This window comes from Dialister sp. CAG:357 (assembly GCF_000435155.1).
Lineage (GTDB): Bacteria > Bacillota > Negativicutes > Veillonellales > Dialisteraceae > Dialister > Dialister hominis.
Window position 1 is genome coordinate 1 of the sequence record NZ_FR896410.1, and the last position, 22233, is coordinate 22233.

Below are 22233 nucleotides of genomic sequence, written 5' to 3' on the forward strand. Positions count from 1 at the left end.
AATACCGATTTACACAAACTATTTTACACTCCCATTATGTGCTTTTATCTATTGATTTATCAATTCAGAAACATGAAGACATGACAGGCTTAAAATTCAATGAATTCCTATATTTATAGACAACAATCGATAAAAAGCTATTTATTGGCGATAGAATTTGACATATGTTATTATATAAATATTAAAAATAATTTTAAAATATATCAAATCCGGAAGAGGTGAATTACATTCATGGGGAATAAGATCTTTCTAGTTTTAGGAGGCGCCCGCAGCGGAAAAAGTGAATTTGCCGAAAAGCTGATGTATCATTTTACAGGGAAAAGAAAGGGATACATAGCAACGAGTCAGATTTTAGATGAAGAAATGAAATACAGGGTCCTGCTTCATAAGGAAAGACGGCCGTCTGATTGGAAGACTTACGAAATCATGCATACAGCAGGGAATCAGATAGGCACTGTATTAAATGAAACAGATACAATATTATTTGACTGCATTACAATGTACGTAAGCAATTTATTGATGGATCATATCAGTAATATAGATGCTGAGGTTTTGGGTGTTTCGGATTTGGAGAAGCTTCAGAGTTTATTGCAAAATGATCTGGATCGAATGTTTAACGAAATATCTTTAGTTTCTGACCGGGAGATTATTTTTGTTTCAGACGAACTCGGAATGGGGATTGTCCCGGCTAATGCAATGGGAAGAGTATACAGGGATCTTGTCGGCCTGGCAAATCAGTATATTGCCAAAAAAGCGGATGAGGTATACCTTTCGATTGCAGGAATTACTGTTGAGCTCAAAAGCAGAGGATTGGAGCTGTCATGAAAAAAGCAAAGAAATTAATGTTTCAGGGAACCAGTTCACATGTAGGCAAAAGTATTTTGACTACGGCATTTTGCAGAATCCTGGCTCAGGATGGATACAAAACGGCACCTTTTAAAGCACAGAATATGGCATTAAATTCCTATGTCACTCCTTCCGGTGGGGAAATAGGAAGATCAACGGTGGCACAGGCTGAGGCTGCAGGTGCGGAACCGATTGTGCAGATGAATCCTGTCCTTCTGAAACCTACTGGCAATTCCTGCTCGCAGGTCATTATTCTTGGCACATCCAGAGGCAATTATTCTGCATCCGAATACCAGAACCAGTATAGCCAGAAAGCCTGGGCATCCGTAAAAGAAAGCATAGAATATATGGAATCCCACTATGATGTTATGGTCATAGAAGGCGCAGGCAGCCCGGCAGAAGTGAACCTGAAGAAAAATGACATCGTAAACATGAGAGTTGCTAAAGAATGCAATGCTCCGGTATTTTTGATAGCAGATATCGACCGCGGCGGTGCTTTGGCATCTATTGTCGGTACACTGGAACTGCTTGATGAAGACGAACGGGCTCTCGTTAAGGGTCTTGTCATCAACAAGTTCAGAGGAGATATCAAACTTCTCGAACCCGCTTTGACCTTTTTGAAGGAACGTACAGGAATACCTGTTTTAGGCGTTATTCCTTATTTGAACAAACTTGGCATTGATGATGAGGACTCCGTTTCCCTGCAGGAAATCCCGGATGATCACGTGATGAGGGATATCCATATTGCAGTAATCCAGACTCCTAAGATTTCCAACTTCACAGATTTCGACGCTTTGAATCACGAACCGGATGTCAATGTACGCTTTGTACAAAAGGGAGATTTGCTTGGAAATCCTGACTTGATCATCATTCCGGGAAGCAAAAATACTACAGAAGACCTCCTCTATTTGAAGAGGGAAGGCTATGCAAAGGAAATCTGCGAGCTGGCAGAACAGGGAACTCCGGTAATCGGCGTTTGCGGCGGTTACCAGATGCTTGGTGAAAAAGTCAGCGATCCGGATCATGTAGAAAGCCAGAATGATGAAGTCGATGGTTTGGGACTGCTGCCGTATACGACAGTTATGCAGGGGGTAAAGAACACATATCAGGTTCATTTTGATTGTGACGATCTGCCATTCCTCGATATGCAGTTTAAGGGCAGTGATTTAAAGGGATACGAAATACATATGGGCGAAACTACACTCAATAAACCTGCCCAGACTTTATTCCACATTATCAGCCGCAGCAGCAAGGATGTTGACGTGAATGATGGCTATATCAACGAAAAACATAATGTATTCGGGACATACTGCCATGGCGTTTTCGATAATGATGAATTGAGACGTGCCATTATCAATGCTTTGCGCAAGAGAAAAGGATTAAGTGAACTTCTGATTCAATTCCGCTATAGAGAGTATAAAGAATCTGAGTATGACCGTTTGGCGGACTCAGTCAGGAAGTATTTTGATATGGATACTGTTTATGAAATCCTGAGGAATGAATAAGTGAGTGATTTTTATTATTCTTTAATGTATGCTGTGATTCCGATCACAGCATGCATTATTGATACAGTCTACGGGGATCCGAGATCTAATTTTCACCCTGTTGTGCTCATAGGAAACTTAATTTCTTATATTGAAAACAAACTGTATCCCAAGAAGCCGGCTCTCCCGAAAGATTTAATGTTGAGGGGCTTATTGACAGTATGTCTTGTTCTTTTGACTGCTGGCCTGATCACATCATTTTTCGTGTACCTGGGACACAAAGGCGGAATTCTTCTCTATTTTTCGCTGAGTGCGTTGATTCTCTATGTCACTATTACGCCCAGAGCCCTTGCACGCGATGGAATGGAGATTTACCATCTTTTGAGAGACGGTGATCTGGTTAAGGTACGGGCAAGACTCAGCTGGATTGTTGGCAGAGATACAGATAACCTGTCGGAAGCTGATATCGTAAGAGGGACAGTAGAGACTATTGCCGAGAATACAACTGACGGAATTATATCGCCTCTGTTTTATTTCATGCTTTTCGGCCCTGTTGGCGCTGCTTTGTACCGCGCTGGAAACACCATGGATTCCATGCTTGGGTACAAAGACGACAGATATCTTTATTTTGGCCGTATTGCCGCCAGACTGGATGATATTCTGAATTATATTCCTGCAAGAATAACATTTTTGCTTTTTGCAGCAAGTGCTTATATTTTAAGGCTGGATTGGAAAAATGCTGTCGCTATAACCAGGCGTGATGCCCGCAAACATCCTAGTCCTAACGGAGGATATGCGGAGGCGCCGATGGCAGGAGCTCTGAATGTAAGACTGGGCGGATATAACTACTATCACGGAGTTGCCGAATTTAGAGAGTACATGGGGGACCCCAAGGTAGAACTTAAGGCGTTTCATATCAAGAAATCTATTATAATGATGTACCTGGCAACAGCGATCTTTGTTATATTCGAGTCAATTGTTATTTTCTTCACATGGTGATTTACAATGAATTCTTTTCTTGTAGGACTCCAGTTTTTAACACGGATTCATTTGTCTTCCAAAGCAATCTGGAAAGATGAGGAATTCGGTAAAAGTGTCATGTGGTTTCCTGTGATTGGATGGATTATAGGGCTTTTTCTTGTTCTGATTTTTCAGATTACGAAGCCTTTGGATACCCCCATATTAACGGGATTCCTCCTGGTGATTGGAGAAATTTTTATTTCCGGCGGTACGCTGACAGACGGGCTTATGGACGCATCTGACGGGCTTTTTTCCGGGAGGTCAAAGGAAAGAAGTCTGGAGATTATGAAAGATAGTCTCACAGGCTCTTTTGGCATGCTGTCGATTTTGATTTATGTTTTTTTGACAACACTATGCTTAGGGTATGTGGATAATACTCAGGCAATGCTGATGCTCCTTATTGCCATGCCAACTTTGGGGAGGCTGAACCTGGTTATAAGCATTTGCAATTATAATTATGCCAGACCATATGGTATGGGGAAGGCTTTTGCCGCTTATCACTCAAAGTACACGCTGCTTTGGGCAATTTTCTTCGCCATGCTGCCTGCGCTTTATTTTGGGTTCAGCTATTTATTCCTTATGGGGATATCCATCATTATTGGCCTTGGCTTAAATAACTGGGTTGTCAAAAAAATTGACGGAACTACGGGAGACACGTACGGTTTTGTTACAGAAATAACAGAAGCAGGCATAGCGCTCCTGGGGGTTCTTTTGATTAGAGGGGACTTATGGCATATATAGTCAGTTCTCCGGGATCCTGCGGAGAATTTATTCAGGGATATATGGATGGAATATCGTTTATGGTGACTTGTCCGATTAACAGATATTCTTACGCAATGAGCCAATTCGACGGTCCGGGAGATCGTTTACCGAAGAAGGCAGCTCTTGCTGTAAAGAAAACGCTGAATTATCTGGGCGAGGAAGACCGTGATATTCCAATAAGACTGAAATCTAATATTCTGCCTGGAAAAGGAATGGCATCAAGCACTGCCGATATCAGCGCAGTCGCTCAGGCTGTTGCGCTTTCCTGCGGGAAAAGGCTGACAGCGCATGAAATAGCAGATATTGCACTTTCCATAGAACCAAGTGACGCCACTTTCTTCAACGGGATAGTACGATTTGATCATCGCGGCGGCACACTCATTCAGCAGATCGGTGACTGCCCGCCTCTTAAAATATTAATTTATGACTGCGGCGGAGAGATAGATACAGTCGATTTTAATACCAGAGCGGATCTGGTCGATCTTCAGAAGGAAAACGAAAAGTATATCAAAATAGCCCTTAACCTTTTCAGGAAGGGGATTCAGAACGGTTCTATTGATGAAATAGGAAGAGCATCCTCCATCAGCGCTTTTGCAAACCAGAAGATCTTATATAAGAAACAACTCAACCGTTTCTATAAAGTTGGGATGCAGGTGGGAGGAAAGGGAATTATCTGTGCGCATAGCGGAACCGTTTTAGGACTGATTGTTTCAGCCGATGGTGATATTGAAAATATGAAGCAGAGTATAAATGAATATATGGGAAAGGATTTTTCATATTTAGATTCTGTGGAAATTATTAATCAAGGAATCATAGATAGAAAGTGCGATGCGAATGAGTTCGACAAAGAGTAGACATGGCGGAGATATTTATGGATTTTCAGATGAGGAAAGAGATAAATTTCTGGATTTCAGCATCAATATAAATCCTCTGGGGCTATCCCCTAAAGGAAAAGCTGCCTTAACCGCAGGCTGGGAGAAGGAAACTTTGCGATATCCGGATGTCAAATGCAGAGATCTCATCAAAGCCTTATCAGAACGTTACCATGTCAATGAAACTAATATCGTGGTTGGAAATGGCGCCACTGAGCTGATGTATGCCATCCTGAGAATCATCAATCCGGATCTGGTTTTGATACCTGCTCCTTCATTCAGCGAGTACAGGCTGTCTGCAGAAGCAGCCGGGGCAAAAGTCTTGAGCCTCATGAGTGAACCGGCTGCATCCTTCAAAGCTTTCATGGAAGAAGTAAAAAATAATATCCAGCAGAATTCTTTGATATACGTAGGGAATCCTAATAATCCCGACGGCTTGCTGCTGGACTCCAGGGATCTTTCGGATCTTATAGAGATTGCTGATGCTGCGTCCAGCTTCCTTGTGATAGATGAATCGTTTATTGATTTTGTGGGAGATGAATATTCCTACCGCAATCTGAGTGAGACGCATTCAAATGTTATTATAGTTACTTCGCTGACTAAATTTTATGCAGTTCCCGGGCTGCGTATAGGCTGCGCTTTTCTTCCGCAGGCCATTCGTGATCAGGTCAATCAGAATCTCGTTCCCTGGAATGTCAACGGATTAGCTCAGCTGTACATGGTGCATGCGGTCAAAGATAATGAGTATATAGAAGAATCCATTTCATTCTGCCTGATGCAAAGAGCAAAACTGGTTGAAAGACTGAAAGAATTTCCCGAGATCAAGGTGTATCCGGGAACGGTAAATTTTGTTCTTTGCGAGCTGCTTGTTAAAGGAATGGATGCCAAAGCTCTTCAGGCAAAACTGATTCACTACGGAATCATTATCCGGAAATGCGGAAATTATGAAGGATTGGATGATTCATTTTTCCGGGTAGCAGTGCGTTCTGATATTGAAAATAATAAGCTCATTAATGCATTACATGAGGTGCTTGCTAAATGATAACTATTTATCTGATCCGTCATGGTGAAACTTTGTGGAACAAAAAGGGACGCTATCAGGGAATCGCCGATGTAGAGCTCAGCGAGAAGGGAATCCTTCAGGCCGATAAAATTGAGGATTATTTCAGAGATATCAAGCTGGACGCTGTAATTTCAAGCCCCTTAAAAAGAGCTGTCAGAACAGGACAAGGCGTTGCCGTATCCCATGATCTCCCCCTGATAATTGAAGAGACCCTTCATGAGCTTGATTTTGGAGAATGGGAAGGAAAAAACTTTAAGGAAATAGAAAAGTGCTGGCCCGGATCCATGGAGAAGATGTTCACGCAGACTGAAACATTCAAATTTCCTAATGGTGAATCTTTCGAGGAATGCAGAAAGCGTGCTGCCGCATGTATAAAGAAACTCATTTCGTCAGGTGGTAATAAGACTTATGCTGTAGTCTGCCATGGTGTAGTGCTTCGAATGATTATATGCTCCTTCATAGATATCCCGATAGCCAGAGCATGGAATCTTTCTTTAGATAATGCGAGCATATCCGTTATCAAGTGTTTCAACAATGGCTTGAATGTATTGGACTCACTCAATGGCGTCAGCCATTTGAAGGAATGATAATAGTATGCTGCGCTGAGTCCCGTCTTATGCCTGTTTCCAATTCCTTGAATTTTCATGGACAAAAAGTTCTTGATACGGTATTATTAGAGGGTAATGGAAAAGAGTGATTATGCATGTTATTAAAAGATAGAATCTCTGATTTTATGAAGGATAGCGGTCTGGATGCAGTTTTCGTTCAAAAAAATGAAAACTGTTATTATATTTCCAGATTTACGGGATCAGACAGCTTTTTATTTCTGACTAAAGATGCCGATTATCTTCTTACTGACAGCAGATATACAGAACAAGCAAAACAGGAAGCGGTTGGATTTGAAGTTATAAATCATGCAGGGAAATTACCGAGTGTTATTGCTGAGCTCGCTCAGAAGCACAAGGTCAAGCGTATAGGCGTTGAATCTCCGTTTTCATACAGTGCCTATCTGAGCTTTTCTGCTGTGATGGATAATGTAGAATTCAAAGTCTGCGCATTGGACAATATCAGACAGATAAAAACACAGGAAGAACTTAAGTGCATTGCAGAAGCCTGCCGGATTTCGGATGAAGGATTCAAGAAGACGATTCCATATATCAAGCCCGGAGTTACGGAGCGGGAGCTGATGGCTGTTTTGGAAAGTTCCATGCTGCTGGAAGGCTCTGAAGGGAAATCATTTGATACGATTGTTGCTTCTGGCTATAGAGGAGCGTATCCGCACGGTACAGCAACAGATAAAGTGATTGAGTCAGGGGATCTCATTACCTTTGACTTTGGCGCTATATATAAAGGATATCATTCCGACATCACAAGAACCGTTGCCGTTGGAGAAATTTCCGACCAGCAGCAATTCATGTATGATAAAGTGCTGGGATGTGTTGAGTATATAGAAGGCCTGCTTAAGGCAGGCGAGACTGCTTCTGATGTGGATCACTTGGCCAGAGAATACCTGAAAAAATTCTCTTTGGATAGTTATTTCACTCATGCGCTTGGTCACAGCGTAGGGCTTGAGATTCATGAGGCGCCGGTTCTGGCACCGCGTGACCATTCCGTTTTAATGGTCGGAATGACTGAAACGGTAGAACCCGGAGTTTATATCCCGGGAGTAGGTGGAGTTCGTATCGAAGATACGGTCACAATAGAAAAAGATGGAATTTCAGTTTTAACGAAATTCCCCAAAAAATTTTTAAGGGTTTAGTAGGAGGAAAAGTAAATGATTTCTAGTAATGATCTTCGTCCAGGCATAACAGTAGAACTTGACGGAATGGTTTGGCAGTGTGTGGAATTCCAGCATGTAAAACCAGGCAAGGGTGCTGCATTCGTTCGTGCCAAATTGAAAAATCTGCAGACAGGATCTGTTGTTGAACGTAAATTTAATGCCGGCATCAAACTGCAGAATGCTCAGGTAGAACGCAAGCCGATGCAGTATTTATATGAAGCTGACGGTTCCTACTGCTTCATGGATACCGAAACATATGAACAGATTATGCTGAACAAAGATCAGCTGGGCGACAAGATCAACTTCCTTAAAGAAGAAATGGAATGCACTGTCATGTTCTTCAACGGCAGCATCATCGGCGTCGATATTCCGAACTCTGTTGAACTCAAGGTCGTTGAAACAGAACCAGGCATCCGCGGCGATACAGCAACCGGCGGTTCCAAGCCGGCAAAAATGGAAACAGGATATATTGTTTCTGTACCGCTCTTTATCAACGAAGGTGAAATGCTCCGTATTGATACACGTACAGGCGCATATATCGAACGTGTAAAGTGAGTTGTTTAGACTAACATGGAAACTGCAGAGATAAAGAATTCGTTAGGCACGATTAGAATTTCAGATCAGGTCATCGCCAGTATTGCACAGGCGGCTACGCTGCATGTTAAGGGAATTTATGCGATGGATGATCGTTTTTCTCATGCAATTTCATCTGTCATCAATGATGAAGAAACTCGTGGAATTCGTGTTTCCATTGATAATAAGAGTATAGTGGTTGATTTATACGTTGCTGTTTATCATGGAGACCGGATTCCTGCTATTGCTCTTAATCTTCAAGAAATTGTTAAGGAAGAAATATTGGATTCTGCCGGGATTAGAGTAACTGCGGTCAACGTTAACGTTCAAAAGGTTGTGTTTGATAAGGAGCGATAAAATGTCAGAAGAAGATTCTGTTTCTATTGTTCCTGAAGAAGAGGTTTATAGAAGAATCGAAGAGAAAGTACTTTCATTTCCTGAAGTTGCCGCTTTCACTGCTGAGGGATTTTCCTATTTGATGCAGGGAATCGGCCAGGCCTTCGGTCTTAAAGGCCATAAGGGCTTGTTGATCCGGAGAAATGGCAAAAAGGGAATAGAAGTTGCTATCTCCTTATCTCTGCATTCAGGCTGTAAAGTCAATCAAACCGCTCAACGTATACAGGCTGCTGTGAAAGATGTCTTAGCCTCCTGCACGGAGGAAATGATTTATGGAATTGATATTACTATCACTGAAATAGTTGATTGAAAGAGGTTGCAATGGGCAATAAAGATGCAATAGAGTATGCTTTGAAAGTTTTGTATTCTAAAGAACTGAATCCCGAAAGTGAAAATATCAGTGGTGAAACTTCTGATTTATCCGAAGCTGATATGGAGTACGCTTTAGCAGTGGTCGAAGAATACCAGAGTCATTCTGAATTGATTGATCACATGATTGAAAGCCATCTCATCAATTGGTCAATGAAGCAGTTAAATGTAGTCGATAAGAATATTCTTAGAACGGCAATTGCTGAATACCTTAAAGTCGGCGCACCGGATAAACGGAACATGATTATCAATCAGGCTGTTGAACTTGCCAAGATCTATGGTGGTGAAAATTCTTACCGTTTCATTAACGGCTTGCTGGATCAGGCATTGAAGGAGAAATAATGAGTAAGTTTCTTGGTATTGACACAAGTTGTTATACTACCTCGCTTGCTGTTTATGATTCAGAAAAAGGCTTGATTTGTGAAGAGAGAATTATCCTTAAAGTTAAGATGGGAGGCCGTAGACTGTCTCAGTCCAATATGGTCTATCAGCATGTTAGAAATTTACCGGTATTGATGCAGAGAATATCTCCATCCTTAGGAGATGTATCTGCCATCGGAGTTTCTTCATTCCCAAGGAGGCGGGCAGATTCATTTATGCCCGCTTTTCTTGTTGGAAAAGGATTGGCAGAATCACTATCCGCGGCAGTTCATATCCCGATGTATCAATTCAGTCATCAAGAAAATCATGCTCTTTCTGCAATCAGGGAGGCACCCGAGTTATGGGGAAAAGATTTTTATTTGATGCATCTTTCTGGTGGTACTCAGGATGTACTGCGTTGTGCCTGGAAACAAAACAAGATTGAAATACAAGAGCTTATCACGACAAGAGATATTACCGCCGGGCAGCTGATCGACCGGATCGGAGTTGCTCTGGGGCTGCCGTTTCCCGCGGGGAAGCATTTGGAAATACTTGCCATGGAAGGAAAAGACAAGAATTATGTTTTGCCTATGACTAAAATTCTGAATGCTTTTAGTTTTTCGGGTCAGGAAAATCAATGCCTGCATGATATTGAGGGTAATCAATATAATAAGGCGGATATAGCAAAAGGGCTTTTATGTCATATTGGTGATTCTTTGGAAAAAGAACTCCTGAATTATCCTTTTGAAAAGGGGACCCCTTTCGTATCTATTGGCGGTGTCATGTCAAATCTCTATTTAAAAGGCCTGGTTAATGATATTTGCAGAGAAAAAATGTTAAAACCCTATTTTGCATCGCTCAAGTACAGCAGTGATAATGCTTCAGGCAACGCGTTCGGCGCATTTATGAATTATTCTTCCCAATATTGATCATCAGATGGTTTAATATTGTAGGCCATTTGAACTAAATGACACCTGTCTATAATAGATGCTGTTTTTCTGATTTGTTTAAATTTGATTATAAAATATGGGGTATGGCAAAGGGGGATTTAAATGATTGGCAGCTTATTAAACGAAAAGAAAGCGGACATTGACAAGGAGCTGGCGAATCTGCTTGCTGATAATGGTTCAGAATTGTATAAGTCCATGAATTACAGTCTCCTTGCAGGAGGAAAGCGCTTAAGGCCTGCTTTGTTCCTGATGCTTCTAGAAATATTCGGCTTAGAGGCAAGGTCCTATATGAAGGTTGCCTGTGCTATAGAATGTATCCATACATATTCCCTTATCCATGATGACCTTCCTGCCATGGATAATGATGATTATCGCAGGGGAAAACTGACAAATCATAAAATTTTTGGTCCGGGTATGGCAACTATGGCAGGTGACGGTCTTCTGACATATGCTTTTGAATTGATATCCAATCAGGAAAATATTTCTCCTGATACGAGATGCCATCTGATCTCAATTTTAGCAAAAGCTGCAGGTCCGGACGGAATGGTCGGTGGGCAGGCGCTTGATATCATTTCTGAAGGCCACTCCAGCAGTCTTCCCGAATTAAGGAAGATGGATTCATTAAAGACAGGATGCCTGATCTGTGCACCTATCGACATGGCAGCCTTAATTGCAAAATGCGATGAAGAGATGCAAAAATCCTTGCATGAGTTCGCAGTTCATTTAGGCCTGCTCTTTCAGATTACAGATGACCTTCTGGATGTACATGGAAGTTTAAAGGAAATGGGCAAGCTGCCAGGGCAGGATGAAAAGAGCTTAAAGTCTACATATGTTACAATTCTGGGAGAAGGAAAAGCCCAGGAATTGGCAAATGCTGAAAATAGAAGGGCCAAGGCTGCCATATCAAAACTGGGATCGTCGTTTGAGCGGTTAAACGATCTTGCGGATTATGTTTTAGCCAGAGCGAATTAATTAGAAACGGGAGGAGCAGCAGTGGCGAATCCAAAGGTAAAAAAAGAGAGACTGGATGTTCTCTTAGTGGAGCAGGGCTTCTTTAACAGCCGGGAAAATGCAAAACGGCATATTATGGAAGGCATAATTTTGGTCAATAATGTGCCTGTTGATAAAGCGGGGACAAAAGTTCCTTCGGATGCTGAAATCAGGATAAAAGGGCATATAATGCCATATGTGGGCAGAGGCGGATACAAACTCGAGAAAGCACTGAAATTCTTCAAAATTGACCTGAATGGCAAAGTTGTGGCTGATATCGGAGCCTCTACGGGAGGCTTTACTGACTGCGCCTTGCAAAATGGCGCGGTAAAGGTATATGCTATTGATGTTGGAACCAATCAGCTCGACTGGAAACTTCGAACAGATCAGAGAGTCATTAATATGGAGAAAACAAATATTAAACTTGTGACCCTGGAAACGTTAGGGGAACCCGTTGATTTTGTATGTACAGATATTTCTTTCATATCAGTGACAAAGATTATTCCAGCTGTTAAATCCATTCTGAAACCTGACGGATCCATTGCTGCTCTTATAAAGCCTCAGTTTGAGGCAGGCCGGGAGAAAGTTGGCAAGGGTGGTATTGTAAGAGATCCCGAAGTCCACAAAGAAGTTATTCGTGACACATTAAAAACATTTGAAGAATCCGGATATTTCTGCTGGGGACTGACTTATTCGCCCATTAAGGGCGGATCGGGGAATATTGAGTTCCTGACGTACCTTCGAAGCAGTATTCCGCAAGTTCTTATTAATGATGAAGATATTAATGCTGTTGTGGAAGAAGCACATAATAATCTTTTAAAGGGGCAAGTATGATATTTGGCATTTTTCCGAATCTTGAAAAAGAAGGAATCAATCTGGTTCTTCAGCGATTGATTTCTATATTAGATGATTTAGGGACTCCATATAAATTTTTGGTTTCGATGAAACAAAAAATAGAAAACTTAGGCCTTGACCTTGGCGAGTCCTATGTATCTATTGAAGAGCTTGCGCATGCGGACTGCATTCTCTCTGTCGGTGGTGACGGATCTTTTCTTGGCGCCGCAAGAACTTTTTCTGATTATGATACTTTGATAGCAGGCATCCACCTGGGAGATCTGGGCTTCTTAAACAGCATCACTACCGATGATATGAAGGAAAGGATTAAACTTATTTTTGAAGGAGAGTACCTGAAGGAATCCAGACTTTTCCTGCATTCTGAAATAGAGCATGCAAATGGAGAGAAAGAGATACTGCCAGACGTTTTAAACGATGTTGTTATCGGCCATAATAAAATAGGACAGCTGGTCAGGGTACAGCTTTCAATTAATGATCATTTCATTCAGGAATACGCATCCGATGGATTGATTGTATCTTCGCCGACTGGTACGACCGGTTATTCATTGTCCTGCGGGGGACCGGTGCTGGGACCTTCGGATACCAGAATGACAGTAGTACCGATCTGTGCACATACTTTGCAAAGATATTCCATGGTCTTGAATGATACCGATATAGTAAAAATTACGGTTCCTGAAAGAGAAAATACGCTCCAGCTTTCACTTGATGGTACTATGTCATTTGATTTCCTGCATTCTGATATACTTCGTGTCCGCGGAATTTCCAAGCCTATCCGTTTTGTCAGATTTGAAGGGCAGGAATTTTTCAGCAGTATTACGAAAAAACTCATACGGAAAATGTGCAATTGAAAATTTGTCTTTGAAATTTGTCTTTGAAATGAAAAAGTCTTTGACTTTCATGAAGACAGAAGGTATAATAGTAAAGTCATTGTACTAGGTGCCATGACGCAACCGCACGAGAAGGGTATTAAAATGCTGCAGGACAGCTACCTGAATCGGCGAGTATAGTAGAGGGAGGTGCACATATGTACGCAATTATCAAAACAGGTGGAAAACAGTATCAGGTTGAAGAAGGAAAAGTAATCAGTGTTGAAAAACTGATCGCTGAACAGGGCGACGAAGTAACATTTGATGACGTTCTTCTGGTATCCGGTGAAGACGTAAAGATTGGCAAGCCAAACGTTGAAGGTGCTAAGGTTGTTGGCGTTGTTCTTGAACAGGGCAAAGAAGCAAAGATCCGCATTTTCAAGTATAAAGCTAAATCCAACTATCGTCGTCGTCAGGGTCATCGTCAGCCATTTACAAAAGTTCAGATTAAGAAAATCGAGGGCTAATTGGTTACAGCAAGGATGTATTTGGACACAGATGGGTTCTATCACAAGTTTGATGTATCAGGCCATGCCGATGGATATACAGACGATAGTGAATACGATCTTGTCTGCGCAGCTATCTCATCTATAACACTGACAATTGCATCTGGACTTCAAGATGTACTTCATAAAGAGGGAAGTTTTCATTCAGAGAGCGGGTTCTTAAATGTATCCCTCGTTTCATACAGGGATAATGAGACGCAGGCACTGATGAAGACTTTGCAGCATGGTTTGGAAATCATTCAAACTATGTATCCCGACAAACTAAAACTGGAAAGTAAAGAGGGGTGAATTCTATGTTATTATTTGATCTTCAGTTATTCGCTCATAAAAAAGGTGTATCCAGCACAAAGAACGGCCGCGATTCCAACGCACAGCGTCTGGGAACAAAGATGCATGCTGGTCAGATTGCTAAACCAGGCAATATCATCGTAAGACAGAGAGGCACACATCTGCATCCGGGTCTGAATGTTAAGATCGGCAAGGATGATACTCTGTTTGCAGTTGCAGAAGGCAGAGTTGCATTCGAACGTCTTGGCAGAGACAAGAGACAGGTAAGTGTTTATCCTGTAGGTGAATAAAATCTGGAATGATATTTCATTCCTAAATAAAAAGGATTTCTGATATTTTATCAGGAATCCTTTTTTGTGCATATGAAATTTATTCAGTCTATAGGACTGGATAACGATCTGATCTGCCTTAGCCAGATTACTATAGGAGTCACTTAAATAATTGAAATAGGATATTGACGCTTTTTGATTTTTATACTACGATAGTTTCAATCAATGTTATAAGACTATCCCCAAAAGGCATTAAATGCTTGTGCATAAGTCAATGGGTTATCTGAAGGAGGGAATCTTAATGATTCATGTATTGGTAAATGGAGCAAGTGGCAGAATGGGAAGCGAAGTCGTTCGTTCTATTCTGGGCGAAGATGACCTTGATGTATGCGGTGCAGTTGATCCAGGCACAGCAGGACATGATTTAGGCGAAATTGTTGGTACGGGAGCAAACGGAATTACAATTGTTTCCTCGCTTCAAGAGGCATTTGCAGTTAATAAACCGGATGTTGTAGTCGATTTTACCAGCCCTAAGGTTATATTTGATAACGCAAAGTTTGTGCTGGAAAATGGTGTCAATATCATTATCGGGACTACAGGCCTGACCGCTGAACAGAGGGACATCCTTTCTGATATTGCTGACAGGCATCATGCAAATGGTCTGGTCGCTCCTAATTTTTCCTTAGGGGCAGTTCTGCTGATGAAATTATCTGCAGAAGTGGCAAAATATATGCCCAACGTGGAAATCATTGAACTGCATCATAATAAAAAATATGATGCGCCATCAGGGACGGCAAAACTGACTGCAGAAAAAATTGCAGATGCAAGGGTTGAAGAACCTGAAGAAGATTTAACGAAGGAAAGCCTGCCCGGAGCAAGAGGCGGCAAGTATAAAGGTGTTACGATTCATTCTGTCCGCCTTCCGGGATATGTTGCTCATCAGGAGGTTCTTTTTGGAGGATATGGGGAACTTCTGACCTTGAGACACGATTCATTAGACAGAAAGTCTTTTATGCCTGGAGTTATGATGGCTTGCAGAAAGGTCATGACTACAGATGGTTTTGTTTACGGGCTTGAAAATTATTTAGAATAATGAGGTGCATTTTATGAATCGCTATCCAAGAATCGCAGTCTTAGGAGCCACTGGTGCTGTCGGACAGGAATTTATCCGTCTTTTTGAAGAAAGAAATTTCAAATTCAGCTCTCTAAAATTATTGGCATCGGCACGTTCTGCAGGGAAAAAGATTTCTGTCTGTGGTAAAGAGTACGTTGTGGAAGAAGCAAAGCCGGAGTCTTTTGAAGATGTTGACATTGCACTTTTTGCCGGGGGAAACATCAGCAAGGTTTTGGCACCTGAAGCTGTAAAAAGAGGTGCAGTGGTTATCGATAATTCTTCCTCATTCAGAATGGATCCCGAAGTTCCTCTGGTAATTCCGGAAATAAACCCGGAAGACATACTTTGGAATAAGGGAATCATAGCAAACCCGAACTGCTCAACGATTATCATGCTTATGGCACTGAAACCGATTCACGACCTGTCCCGCATTAAGCGCATTGTTGTCAGCACATACCAGGCAGTTTCCGGTGCTGGCAAGGAAGGTATAGACGAGTTATATAACGAAACGGCTGCTATTGCTAAAGGAGAACACTATGAACCAACCATTCTTCCTTCTGCCAGCCTTCCAATCCATTATCAGATTGCTTATAACGTAATTCCGCAGATCGATATTTTCCTTGATAATGACTACACCAAGGAAGAGATGAAGTTGGTCAATGAGACACATAAAATTCTTCATGACGATTCTATCGGAATTACTCCTACTGCCGTCCGGGTACCAGTTGTAAGAAGCCATGCAGAATCAATTTATATTGAGACAGAAGATGTTTTATCTGTCGATGCTGTTAAGGAAGCAATCAAGAACTTCCCTGGCGCGGAACTGGTCGATGATGTCGAGAACATGAAATATCCGATGCCGCTTGATACCTCTGATAAAACAGATGTAGCTGTCGGCCGTATCAGAAAAGACCTTGTATCACCAAATGGCATAAACTTATGGGTATCTGGCGATCAGATCCGTAAGGGTGCTGCATTAAATACTCTTCAGATTGCTGAATATATGATTGAACATGATATTATTAAATAAAATTGCTTTAAGTGTGTCTTTTGACTAAAAGGATATTAAAACTAAGGAGTAAAAAATGGCTAATGCAAAATTTGGGCGTGTTATAACTGCAATGATCACACCATTTACCGCTGATGGTGAAGTCGATTATGAAGGTGCCGTGACACTTGCAAAACACTTGGTAGAACATGGCTCCGAAGGAATTCTGGTTGGTGGTACCACCGGTGAAGGGGCTACCATGACTGCCGATGAAAAGCTTAAACTGTACGCTGCAGTTGTCAATGCAGTAGGCCGCAATGCTTCCGGCAAAAAGGTTCCTGTCATGGGCAATCTTGGCGGAATCAGCACTACGGAATCCATCGCTTTTGCAAAGAAGGCTGTAGAAACAGGTATCGACAGCGGCCTTGTCATTGTTCCGTTCTATGTAAAACCCAATCAGCAGGGAATGTATGAACATTTTGCTGCTATTGCCAAATCTGTTGATCTTCCGATTATCATTTATAATGTTCCCGGACGCACCGGTGTATCCATCCTTCCTGAAACAATCAAGAGAATTGTTGATGAATGCCCGAATGTTGTTGGTATTAAAGATGCAGCCGGCAACTGGGATCAGGTTACAAAGGAAAAGACACTGCTTCCGGATGATTTCATGATTTACAGCGGGGATGATTCCTTTACGCTTCCCATTCTTGCTGGAGGCGGGGTAGGCGTTATTTCCGTGGCAAGCCATGTTATTGGGGACGACCTCCTTGCGATGGTTAAAGCTTTTGAAGAAGGACGTTTACAGGATGCACTGCAGCTTCATATTAAGATGTATCCGATTATGAAAGGAATGTTCTTTATCGCTAGTCCGATTCCGGTAAAAACTGCAGTTAATCTCATCGGACTTCCTGGCGGACATTTCAGACTTCCGATTGCAGAACCATCTGACAGTGAACGTGAACATGTCAGAGAAATGCTCAACGATTATGGAATCTCCTGCTGAGTAAATTGAAATAAAAGAGGCTGTGGCAAAATGATTACACATTTTGCCACAGCCTCTTTTATTTTTAGAATTTAATCTTGAGAAGACGGATGGAGTAAAGGACACAGATGATTGTTACACCGGTATCTGCAAATACCGCAAACCACATATTTGCATATCCCAGAAGGCCCATTACAAGTACAAGCACTTTAACCAGAATAGCAAAGGTAATATTTTCTTTTGCTGTACGCAGTACTTTTCTGGCAATCTTGACTGATTTTGGAATCGCTTCTACAGACGAATTAAGGAACACGAGATCGGCAGCTTCTATTGCAGAATCAGAACCACTGCCCATAGCCGCACCTACATCGGATCCTGCAAGGACCGGGGCATCATTGATCCCGTCACCGACATATAAAACCGGCCCGAATTTTGCACGAAGCGTTTTCATGATTTCGAATTTATCAGTCGGTTTGAGCTGTGCATATACTTCAGAAATTCCTGCCTTATCTGCCATAAACTGGGAGGCTTCCTTGTTGTCGCCAGTCAGCATGACCGGGGTAATTCCTAAGTCCTTAAGTTCCCTGATGCCTTCTTTTGCATCTTCTTTTAGCTCATCAGATACAACGATCCTGCCTAAGAACTTATTGTTCTTTGCAATAAAGATTTCCGGCCCTGCGGTTTCTAAAGTACTAAATTTTGACGGAATATCAATTCCGGATGTTTCCAGTAAAAGATGATTCCCGACATAGACTTTATCACCTTTGATAGATGCGATGATTCCCGATCCGCTGATTTCCTGTATGGAATCAACCTGATCAAGCGGGTTTTCGTCTAGATCGGTTGCAGTTACGATGGAGCGGGCTATCGGGTGTGTAGAATATGATTCTGCACTTGCAGCTAATGACAGCAATTCATTTCTGGAAATATCAGGTACAGTTAATACTTTTCTGACTTTAAAGGATCCTTCTGTTACTGTGCCTGTTTTGTCCAGTGCAGCAACTTTGGCTGTAGAAAGGCTTTCGATACTCGTGCCGCCTTTAAAAAGGATGCCTTCTCTTGAAGCAGCACCTATTCCTGAGAAGAAGGAAAGTGGAATGGATATTACAATCGCGCACGGGCAGCTGATAACAAGGAATGTCAGGGCTGTATAAATGTACGGGTACCAGGGATGATTGAATAATAACGGGAAAACAACCGCTGTTATTAATGCAATGACAACGACGATAGGGGTGTAAACCTTGGAGAACCTGGTTATGAATTTATCCAGTTTAGGCTTATTGGCGACTGCATTTTCAACGGAATTCAGGATCTTGCTTACCATGGATTCTGACAGTATCTTTTCTACTTTCAAAACGACGGTTTCAGTCATGTTTATGCAGCCTGAATCCAATGAATCTCCCACATGAACCGTGACTGGAACAGATTCCCCGGTAATGGCAGACGTATCAATCTGGGAGTCTCCCTTGACTACGATGCCGTCGAGCGGTATACGGTCGCCCGGGCGGATCAGGAGATAATCTCCGACTTTGGCATCCTCAGCAGGAATCTCCGTTACATTATTCTCAGAAGAAATCAAGTTTACCATCTGCGGTCTTAAATCGACTGCTTCCATAATCTGTTCACGGCTTTGATCGGTAGCAAGATCCATGAAGTATTCGCCAATGCGGTAGAAGAACATAACACCTACTGCTTCAGGGAACTCATGAATGGCGAAGGCGCCCAAAGTTGCTATCGACATCAAAAATGTTTCATCGAAAAATTCTCCGTGCATGATATTTTTTACCGCATTAAGCAGTACTTCACCGCCAAGAATGATGTAAGAAATAACAAACAGAATGTCAATGATTCCCTGAGGTACAGGAAGATTGATCAGGTTGTAATTCAGGATCATGCCTGCTCCGAAAATGATTCCGCCTATTCCAAGCTGTACTTTATCCTGCTTGATCCAGTCAAGGATTCCATGGGAACTATTCTCCTCAAGCTTGGCATGCGGCTTTTGAATCACTGTAGGAGATTCGATTTCGTTGCATTTTTCTGTTAATTCAGGAATCAGGGAGTCCGGATCTTCCGCTGTCAATTTAAGCGTCTTGGTTGCGTAAGAGATAGAAGCCGAAATAACATCAGGCTGTTTATTGATTAATTTCTCCAATTTGAGAGCACATGCAGCACAATCTAATGTGGGCATTTCGTACGTCTTGGTCTTATAAGATGTTTTACCAGGATTTGAGTGTCTCATGATTTTAATATTTTCATCTACACTTGCACATACTTTCTCTAACTGCGGGTAAATGATATCTTCAGGTGCCTTTGCAATCAGGTAGAGATCCTTATCTCTAAAACAAACGGCTGCATAAAGGATCAAGGGAAGCTGCCGTATTTTCCCTTCGATAATGGCTGCACATTCCATACAATCCAATCCATTCAAGTGGTATTCCAGCTTGGAAAGATTCTTGTCTAAAAGATCGCAATGACATTGATCCAGCTCTTTGCCGCAGTAATCGCACTCTTCATTTGTCATAGAAGAGATGCCTTTGGGATTATGGGCATCCGCTGGCAGGCTGCTGTTATGGAAATGTCCAAAAATACGCCTCTCATCTTTTACTATATCTGAAGAGCTTCTTTTAACGCTTTCCGCATCCTCAATGTAAGGGCGCATTTCTTCAGCAGAGTGAATATGCATTTTGCCATGCGGCAAATCTTTGGAATCTTTATCAGCATTAGGCAAGTGATTATTTTTTGATGGGAATTCAAGACTATTTTTTTCTTTATTCTCAGTATCGTTCACTTTTGACACCTCCGTATATTTCTTTAAACTCATTCTAGCATTCAACGAATTCAGTTAAAAATTTCTGAGGGAAATACTTTAAAATTTCAAGTTGCCATGCCGGAAATTGGAAATTGCATGTGGTGGGGGAAATAAAAAAGCGCAGGACAAATCCTGCGCTTCCGGGGCTGAAAATATCAGCTTTTATTTAAATTCCTTAGGCTCTGCCATGATTGTCTTATGGTGCGTAAATATGACATGGCCCGGTGTACTGTTAGGCATTCTTTTTACATACTTAATGTATGTATAATCGACAGCTGTTTTGCCTGAGTCTTTTCCCTTGCTGTAGAATGCTGCAATGGAGGCTGTTTTATTGATAGTATCCTCAGGGACTGTTTCTCCATTGGTGACTAGAACAACATGGGATCCAGGCAGATCCTTTACATGGAACCATAAATCGGTTTTTGCCGCCTTATGGAAGGTAAGCGAATCATTCTGTGTGTTGTTGCGGCCAATGAGTACTTTGAAACCATCTATAGTCAGCTGTGTAAAATGATCTTCATTGACTGAAGCTTTCTTCTTGGAGAGTTCCTTATGCAGATTCCTTTTGCCCGAGAATATATTCAATTCCTTCTGAACAGATAAAATATCATCCTTCGTTTTAGCTTCTTCCAGGAAGTATTTCAATTCCTGGAGGTATTCCAATCGCTTTTCACATTCACTTACTTTTTCCATACCTATCTTGAATCTTGTTTTCATTTTAGCGTATTTCTTGAAATAGATCTGGCTGTTCTGATTGATTGACAGCTGCGGGTCGAGAGGGATGTCTACATCAGAAACAGGATCGCTAAAAAGATTCGGCACGGTCAGAGATTTTCTGCCATTTACTTTTTCATTGGAATGAATAGACAGCAGGTTTCCCCATAATTTATACGTTTCGGTAAGATTGGTTTCCTCTAATTCAGAAGAAATTTTCTCTTTTTTACGTGTTTCTTTCTTTATCAGTGAATTCAGGAGTTTTCTGCATTCCTGTGAGGTGGAAGCAATCGTACTGTTGCTTTCCAGCATATAAGATTCCATCCACAATACAATATCTTTATCCTCATGAGGCCCGTTCAAAGATGTGAGAAGAATGGGGGATACAAGAGGCTTTCCATTCACACGATATACATGCAGGGTGTCCGATTCTTTCAGTTCTGAAATAATCGAAATCAGCTCACATGCCAATTTTCTTATATCCTCTTCGCTCAAACTGGAAGTCAATGTTGATTCTGTCAGCCCTGAACGGTAAAGCAGTTCATCAAGAAGCGGCCTTGAAAAGCCATTGAATGATGAAAAGATCCATTCTTTCAGAGAAACGGCAGTATTTTGTGAATATGTCAGAATATTGATTAATTCTGTTTCAGAAAAATCCATGAAATTTAATCTGTTTGAATTTTCTGGCGGAGTATATTTTTCCCCTGGAATGATCCGGCGGTTTAATTTTTTCCCTTTTGAACAGGCATCGATCAGAATATCATTTTCAGACAAGATTAGATTTGGCGTTGATGGAATTAATTCAAGATACAACGTCCTTGTAATAATTTCTCCGGCTGTTTCAATCCGATCTGCCGATATGGCAACCAGCCTGTCCATATCCAGCTGCCGGATGGATGAAATTCTGGCGCCCTCAAGATACTTTCTAAGGGTCATGCAGAATGTTTGTGATGCGATGTACTGCGGGTGCCGATTCTTAGATGAAATATAAAATATAGGCGGGGTATGAAGATTAATGATCAAATGCAGGGGAGAACTATTTGGACGAAATAGTTCCAGGTCGAATATTTTCTGATCTATCTGATGAATCTGACGTATTTGTGAGGAAATTAAAAGTTTATTCAATTCTTTCACATATAGATAAAGAGTACTACTATCGATTTGCATAATTTTCCTCCTCTATGTCAATCGTAATGAGTCGTTAGAACAAGTATATCATGGATGGAGAACTGGCATTGAAATTCATCAGTCATCCATAATTTCTTGTATGTTAATATCCAATTTTCGAGAAATTCTCCCAGGCATCTTCAAAACAGGCCAAAATAAGAGAAATATCGAGTTATCAGTCAATCAACAGGGATTTTAACCTTGATA

General features: G+C 41.5%; 24 protein-coding genes and 1 other annotated feature. Of the genes, 22 read left to right on the forward strand and 2 right to left on the reverse strand.

Features of this window, described 5'->3' with window-relative positions; translation table 11 throughout:
- Positions 1–231: 231 nt before the first annotated feature.
- The 22 genes from cobU to dapA all read left to right on the forward strand — a co-directional run bounded on the left by cobU (position 232) and on the right by dapA (position 17357).
- The gene (cobU, locus tag M3200_RS03830; RefSeq protein ID WP_022382218.1) at positions 232–825 is read left to right on the forward strand and encodes a bifunctional adenosylcobinamide kinase/adenosylcobinamide-phosphate guanylyltransferase; all 594 of its coding nucleotides are present in this window, start codon (positions 232–234) and stop codon (positions 823–825) included.
- Complete coding sequence (locus tag M3200_RS03835; protein WP_022382219.1) at positions 822–2351, forward strand: cobyric acid synthase; 1530 nt, start codon at positions 822–824, stop codon at positions 2349–2351. The genes cobU and M3200_RS03835 overlap by 4 nt, the downstream gene beginning before the upstream one ends.
- A gap of 24 nt (positions 2352–2375) precedes the next feature.
- The gene (gene cbiB / locus M3200_RS03840) at positions 2376–3329 is read left to right on the forward strand and encodes an adenosylcobinamide-phosphate synthase CbiB (protein WP_288178129.1); all 954 of its coding nucleotides are present in this window, start codon (positions 2376–2378) and stop codon (positions 3327–3329) included.
- A 6-nt stretch (positions 3330–3335) separates the two neighbouring features.
- Positions 3336–4091, forward strand: a complete 756-nt coding sequence (locus tag M3200_RS03845) for an adenosylcobinamide-GDP ribazoletransferase (protein WP_022382221.1) — start codon at positions 3336–3338, stop codon at positions 4089–4091.
- 41 nt (positions 4092–4132) lie between these two features.
- A complete protein-coding gene (locus M3200_RS03850; RefSeq protein ID WP_287537358.1) occupies positions 4133–4966 on the forward strand; it encodes a GHMP family kinase ATP-binding protein in 834 nt (277 codons plus the stop codon).
- A complete protein-coding gene (locus tag M3200_RS03855; RefSeq protein ID WP_022382223.1) occupies positions 4947–6026 on the forward strand; it encodes a pyridoxal phosphate-dependent aminotransferase in 1080 nt (359 codons plus the stop codon). Before M3200_RS03850 ends, M3200_RS03855 begins: the two co-directional genes overlap by 20 nt.
- Entirely contained in the window at positions 6023–6634 is a 612-nt protein-coding gene (cobC, locus tag M3200_RS03860; protein WP_022382224.1) for an alpha-ribazole phosphatase, read from the forward strand. Before M3200_RS03855 ends, cobC begins: the two co-directional genes overlap by 4 nt.
- Before the next feature lie 116 nt (positions 6635–6750).
- A complete protein-coding gene (locus M3200_RS03865) occupies positions 6751–7806 on the forward strand; it encodes a M24 family metallopeptidase (RefSeq protein ID WP_022382225.1) in 1056 nt (351 codons plus the stop codon).
- 15 nt (positions 7807–7821) lie between these two features.
- Positions 7822–8382, forward strand: a complete 561-nt coding sequence (gene efp / locus M3200_RS03870) for an elongation factor P (RefSeq protein ID WP_022382226.1) — start codon at positions 7822–7824, stop codon at positions 8380–8382.
- Between the two features lie 15 nt (positions 8383–8397).
- Entirely contained in the window at positions 8398–8757 is a 360-nt protein-coding gene (locus M3200_RS03875) for an Asp23/Gls24 family envelope stress response protein (RefSeq protein ID WP_022382227.1), read from the forward strand.
- 1 nt (position 8758) lies between these two features.
- Positions 8759–9106, forward strand: a complete 348-nt coding sequence (locus M3200_RS03880; protein ID WP_022382228.1) for a hypothetical protein — start codon at positions 8759–8761, stop codon at positions 9104–9106.
- An 11-nt stretch (positions 9107–9117) separates the two neighbouring features.
- Positions 9118–9507, forward strand: coding sequence for a transcription antitermination factor NusB (gene nusB / locus M3200_RS03885; RefSeq protein WP_022382229.1), 390 nt, complete (start codon positions 9118–9120; stop codon positions 9505–9507).
- Complete coding sequence (locus M3200_RS03890; protein ID WP_022382230.1) at positions 9507–10454, forward strand: tRNA (adenosine(37)-N6)-threonylcarbamoyltransferase complex transferase subunit TsaD; 948 nt, start codon at positions 9507–9509, stop codon at positions 10452–10454. Before nusB ends, M3200_RS03890 begins: the two co-directional genes overlap by 1 nt.
- A gap of 123 nt (positions 10455–10577) precedes the next feature.
- Positions 10578–11447 carry a polyprenyl synthetase family protein gene (locus M3200_RS03895; RefSeq protein ID WP_022382231.1) on the forward strand — a complete coding sequence of 290 codons (870 nt, stop codon included), beginning with the start codon at positions 10578–10580 and terminating at the stop codon, positions 11445–11447.
- A 21-nt stretch (positions 11448–11468) separates the two neighbouring features.
- Entirely contained in the window at positions 11469–12299 is an 831-nt protein-coding gene (locus M3200_RS03900) for a TlyA family RNA methyltransferase (RefSeq protein ID WP_022382232.1), read from the forward strand.
- Positions 12296–13168, forward strand: coding sequence for an NAD(+)/NADH kinase (locus M3200_RS03905; RefSeq protein WP_022382233.1), 873 nt, complete (start codon positions 12296–12298; stop codon positions 13166–13168). The genes M3200_RS03900 and M3200_RS03905 overlap by 4 nt, the downstream gene beginning before the upstream one ends.
- Before the next feature lie 90 nt (positions 13169–13258).
- Positions 13259–13334, forward strand: a sequence feature (ribosomal protein L21 leader region).
- A gap of 10 nt (positions 13335–13344) precedes the next feature.
- Complete coding sequence (gene rplU, locus M3200_RS03910) at positions 13345–13653, forward strand: 50S ribosomal protein L21 (protein WP_022382234.1); 309 nt, start codon at positions 13345–13347, stop codon at positions 13651–13653.
- 15 nt (positions 13654–13668) lie between these two features.
- Complete coding sequence (locus M3200_RS03915; protein WP_370797271.1) at positions 13669–13980, forward strand: ribosomal-processing cysteine protease Prp; 312 nt, start codon at positions 13669–13671, stop codon at positions 13978–13980.
- Positions 13981–13985: 5 nt separating this feature from the next.
- Positions 13986–14270, forward strand: coding sequence for a 50S ribosomal protein L27 (gene rpmA, locus M3200_RS03920; protein ID WP_022105722.1), 285 nt, complete (start codon positions 13986–13988; stop codon positions 14268–14270).
- Between the two features lie 280 nt (positions 14271–14550).
- Positions 14551–15342, forward strand: a complete 792-nt coding sequence (gene dapB, locus M3200_RS03925) for a 4-hydroxy-tetrahydrodipicolinate reductase (RefSeq protein WP_022382236.1) — start codon at positions 14551–14553, stop codon at positions 15340–15342.
- Between the two features lie 13 nt (positions 15343–15355).
- Entirely contained in the window at positions 15356–16393 is a 1038-nt protein-coding gene (locus M3200_RS03930; RefSeq protein WP_022382237.1) for an aspartate-semialdehyde dehydrogenase, read from the forward strand.
- 55 nt (positions 16394–16448) lie between these two features.
- Positions 16449–17357, forward strand: coding sequence for a 4-hydroxy-tetrahydrodipicolinate synthase (dapA, locus tag M3200_RS03935; protein WP_022382238.1), 909 nt, complete (start codon positions 16449–16451; stop codon positions 17355–17357).
- 64 nt (positions 17358–17421) lie between these two features.
- Here the strand turns inward: dapA and M3200_RS03940 are convergent, their stop codons facing one another.
- Both M3200_RS03940 and M3200_RS03945 read right to left on the reverse strand, forming a co-directional pair.
- Complete coding sequence (locus M3200_RS03940) at positions 17422–19857, reverse strand: heavy metal translocating P-type ATPase (RefSeq protein ID WP_288178128.1); 2436 nt, start codon at positions 19855–19857, stop codon at positions 17422–17424.
- A gap of 450 nt (positions 19858–20307) precedes the next feature.
- A complete protein-coding gene (locus tag M3200_RS03945) occupies positions 20308–22026 on the reverse strand; it encodes an Rqc2 family fibronectin-binding protein (RefSeq protein WP_022382240.1) in 1719 nt (572 codons plus the stop codon).
- Positions 22027–22233 lie beyond the last annotated feature (207 nt).

What these genes read in the sequence shown, in the direction of transcription:
- dapA (WP_022382238.1), top strand. Translation starts at nt 16,449, where the DNA reads ATGGCTAATGCAAAATTTGGGCGTGTTATAACTGCAATGATCACACCA.
- M3200_RS03880 (WP_022382228.1), top strand. Translation starts at nt 8,759, where the DNA reads ATGTCAGAAGAAGATTCTGTTTCTATTGTTCCTGAAGAAGAGGTTTAT.
- M3200_RS03915 (WP_370797271.1), top strand. Translation starts at nt 13,669, where the DNA reads ATGTATTTGGACACAGATGGGTTCTATCACAAGTTTGATGTATCAGGC.
- M3200_RS03865 (WP_022382225.1), top strand. Translation starts at nt 6,751, where the DNA reads ATGTTATTAAAAGATAGAATCTCTGATTTTATGAAGGATAGCGGTCTG.
- cobU (WP_022382218.1), top strand. Translation starts at nt 232, where the DNA reads ATGGGGAATAAGATCTTTCTAGTTTTAGGAGGCGCCCGCAGCGGAAAA.
- nusB (WP_022382229.1), top strand. Translation starts at nt 9,118, where the DNA reads ATGGGCAATAAAGATGCAATAGAGTATGCTTTGAAAGTTTTGTATTCT.
- M3200_RS03835 (WP_022382219.1), top strand. Translation starts at nt 822, where the DNA reads ATGAAAAAAGCAAAGAAATTAATGTTTCAGGGAACCAGTTCACATGTA.
- M3200_RS03850 (WP_287537358.1), top strand. Translation starts at nt 4,133, where the DNA reads ATGGATGGAATATCGTTTATGGTGACTTGTCCGATTAACAGATATTCT.
- M3200_RS03905 (WP_022382233.1), top strand. Translation starts at nt 12,296, where the DNA reads ATGATATTTGGCATTTTTCCGAATCTTGAAAAAGAAGGAATCAATCTG.
- M3200_RS03855 (WP_022382223.1), top strand. Translation starts at nt 4,947, where the DNA reads ATGAGTTCGACAAAGAGTAGACATGGCGGAGATATTTATGGATTTTCA.
- M3200_RS03930 (WP_022382237.1), top strand. Translation starts at nt 15,356, where the DNA reads ATGAATCGCTATCCAAGAATCGCAGTCTTAGGAGCCACTGGTGCTGTC.
- rplU (WP_022382234.1), top strand. Translation starts at nt 13,345, where the DNA reads ATGTACGCAATTATCAAAACAGGTGGAAAACAGTATCAGGTTGAAGAA.
- M3200_RS03895 (WP_022382231.1), top strand. Translation starts at nt 10,578, where the DNA reads ATGATTGGCAGCTTATTAAACGAAAAGAAAGCGGACATTGACAAGGAG.
- M3200_RS03940 (WP_288178128.1), bottom strand. Translation starts at nt 19,857, where the DNA reads ATGACAAATGAAGAGTGCGATTACTGCGGCAAAGAGCTGGATCAATGT.
- cbiB (WP_288178129.1), top strand. Translation starts at nt 2,376, where the DNA reads ATGTATGCTGTGATTCCGATCACAGCATGCATTATTGATACAGTCTAC.
- M3200_RS03890 (WP_022382230.1), top strand. Translation starts at nt 9,507, where the DNA reads ATGAGTAAGTTTCTTGGTATTGACACAAGTTGTTATACTACCTCGCTT.
- dapB (WP_022382236.1), top strand. Translation starts at nt 14,551, where the DNA reads ATGATTCATGTATTGGTAAATGGAGCAAGTGGCAGAATGGGAAGCGAA.
- M3200_RS03945 (WP_022382240.1), bottom strand. Translation starts at nt 22,026, where the DNA reads ATGCAAATCGATAGTAGTACTCTTTATCTATATGTGAAAGAATTGAAT.
- efp (WP_022382226.1), top strand. Translation starts at nt 7,822, where the DNA reads ATGATTTCTAGTAATGATCTTCGTCCAGGCATAACAGTAGAACTTGAC.
- M3200_RS03845 (WP_022382221.1), top strand. Translation starts at nt 3,336, where the DNA reads ATGAATTCTTTTCTTGTAGGACTCCAGTTTTTAACACGGATTCATTTG.
- M3200_RS03875 (WP_022382227.1), top strand. Translation starts at nt 8,398, where the DNA reads ATGGAAACTGCAGAGATAAAGAATTCGTTAGGCACGATTAGAATTTCA.
- cobC (WP_022382224.1), top strand. Translation starts at nt 6,023, where the DNA reads ATGATAACTATTTATCTGATCCGTCATGGTGAAACTTTGTGGAACAAA.
- rpmA (WP_022105722.1), top strand. Translation starts at nt 13,986, where the DNA reads ATGTTATTATTTGATCTTCAGTTATTCGCTCATAAAAAAGGTGTATCC.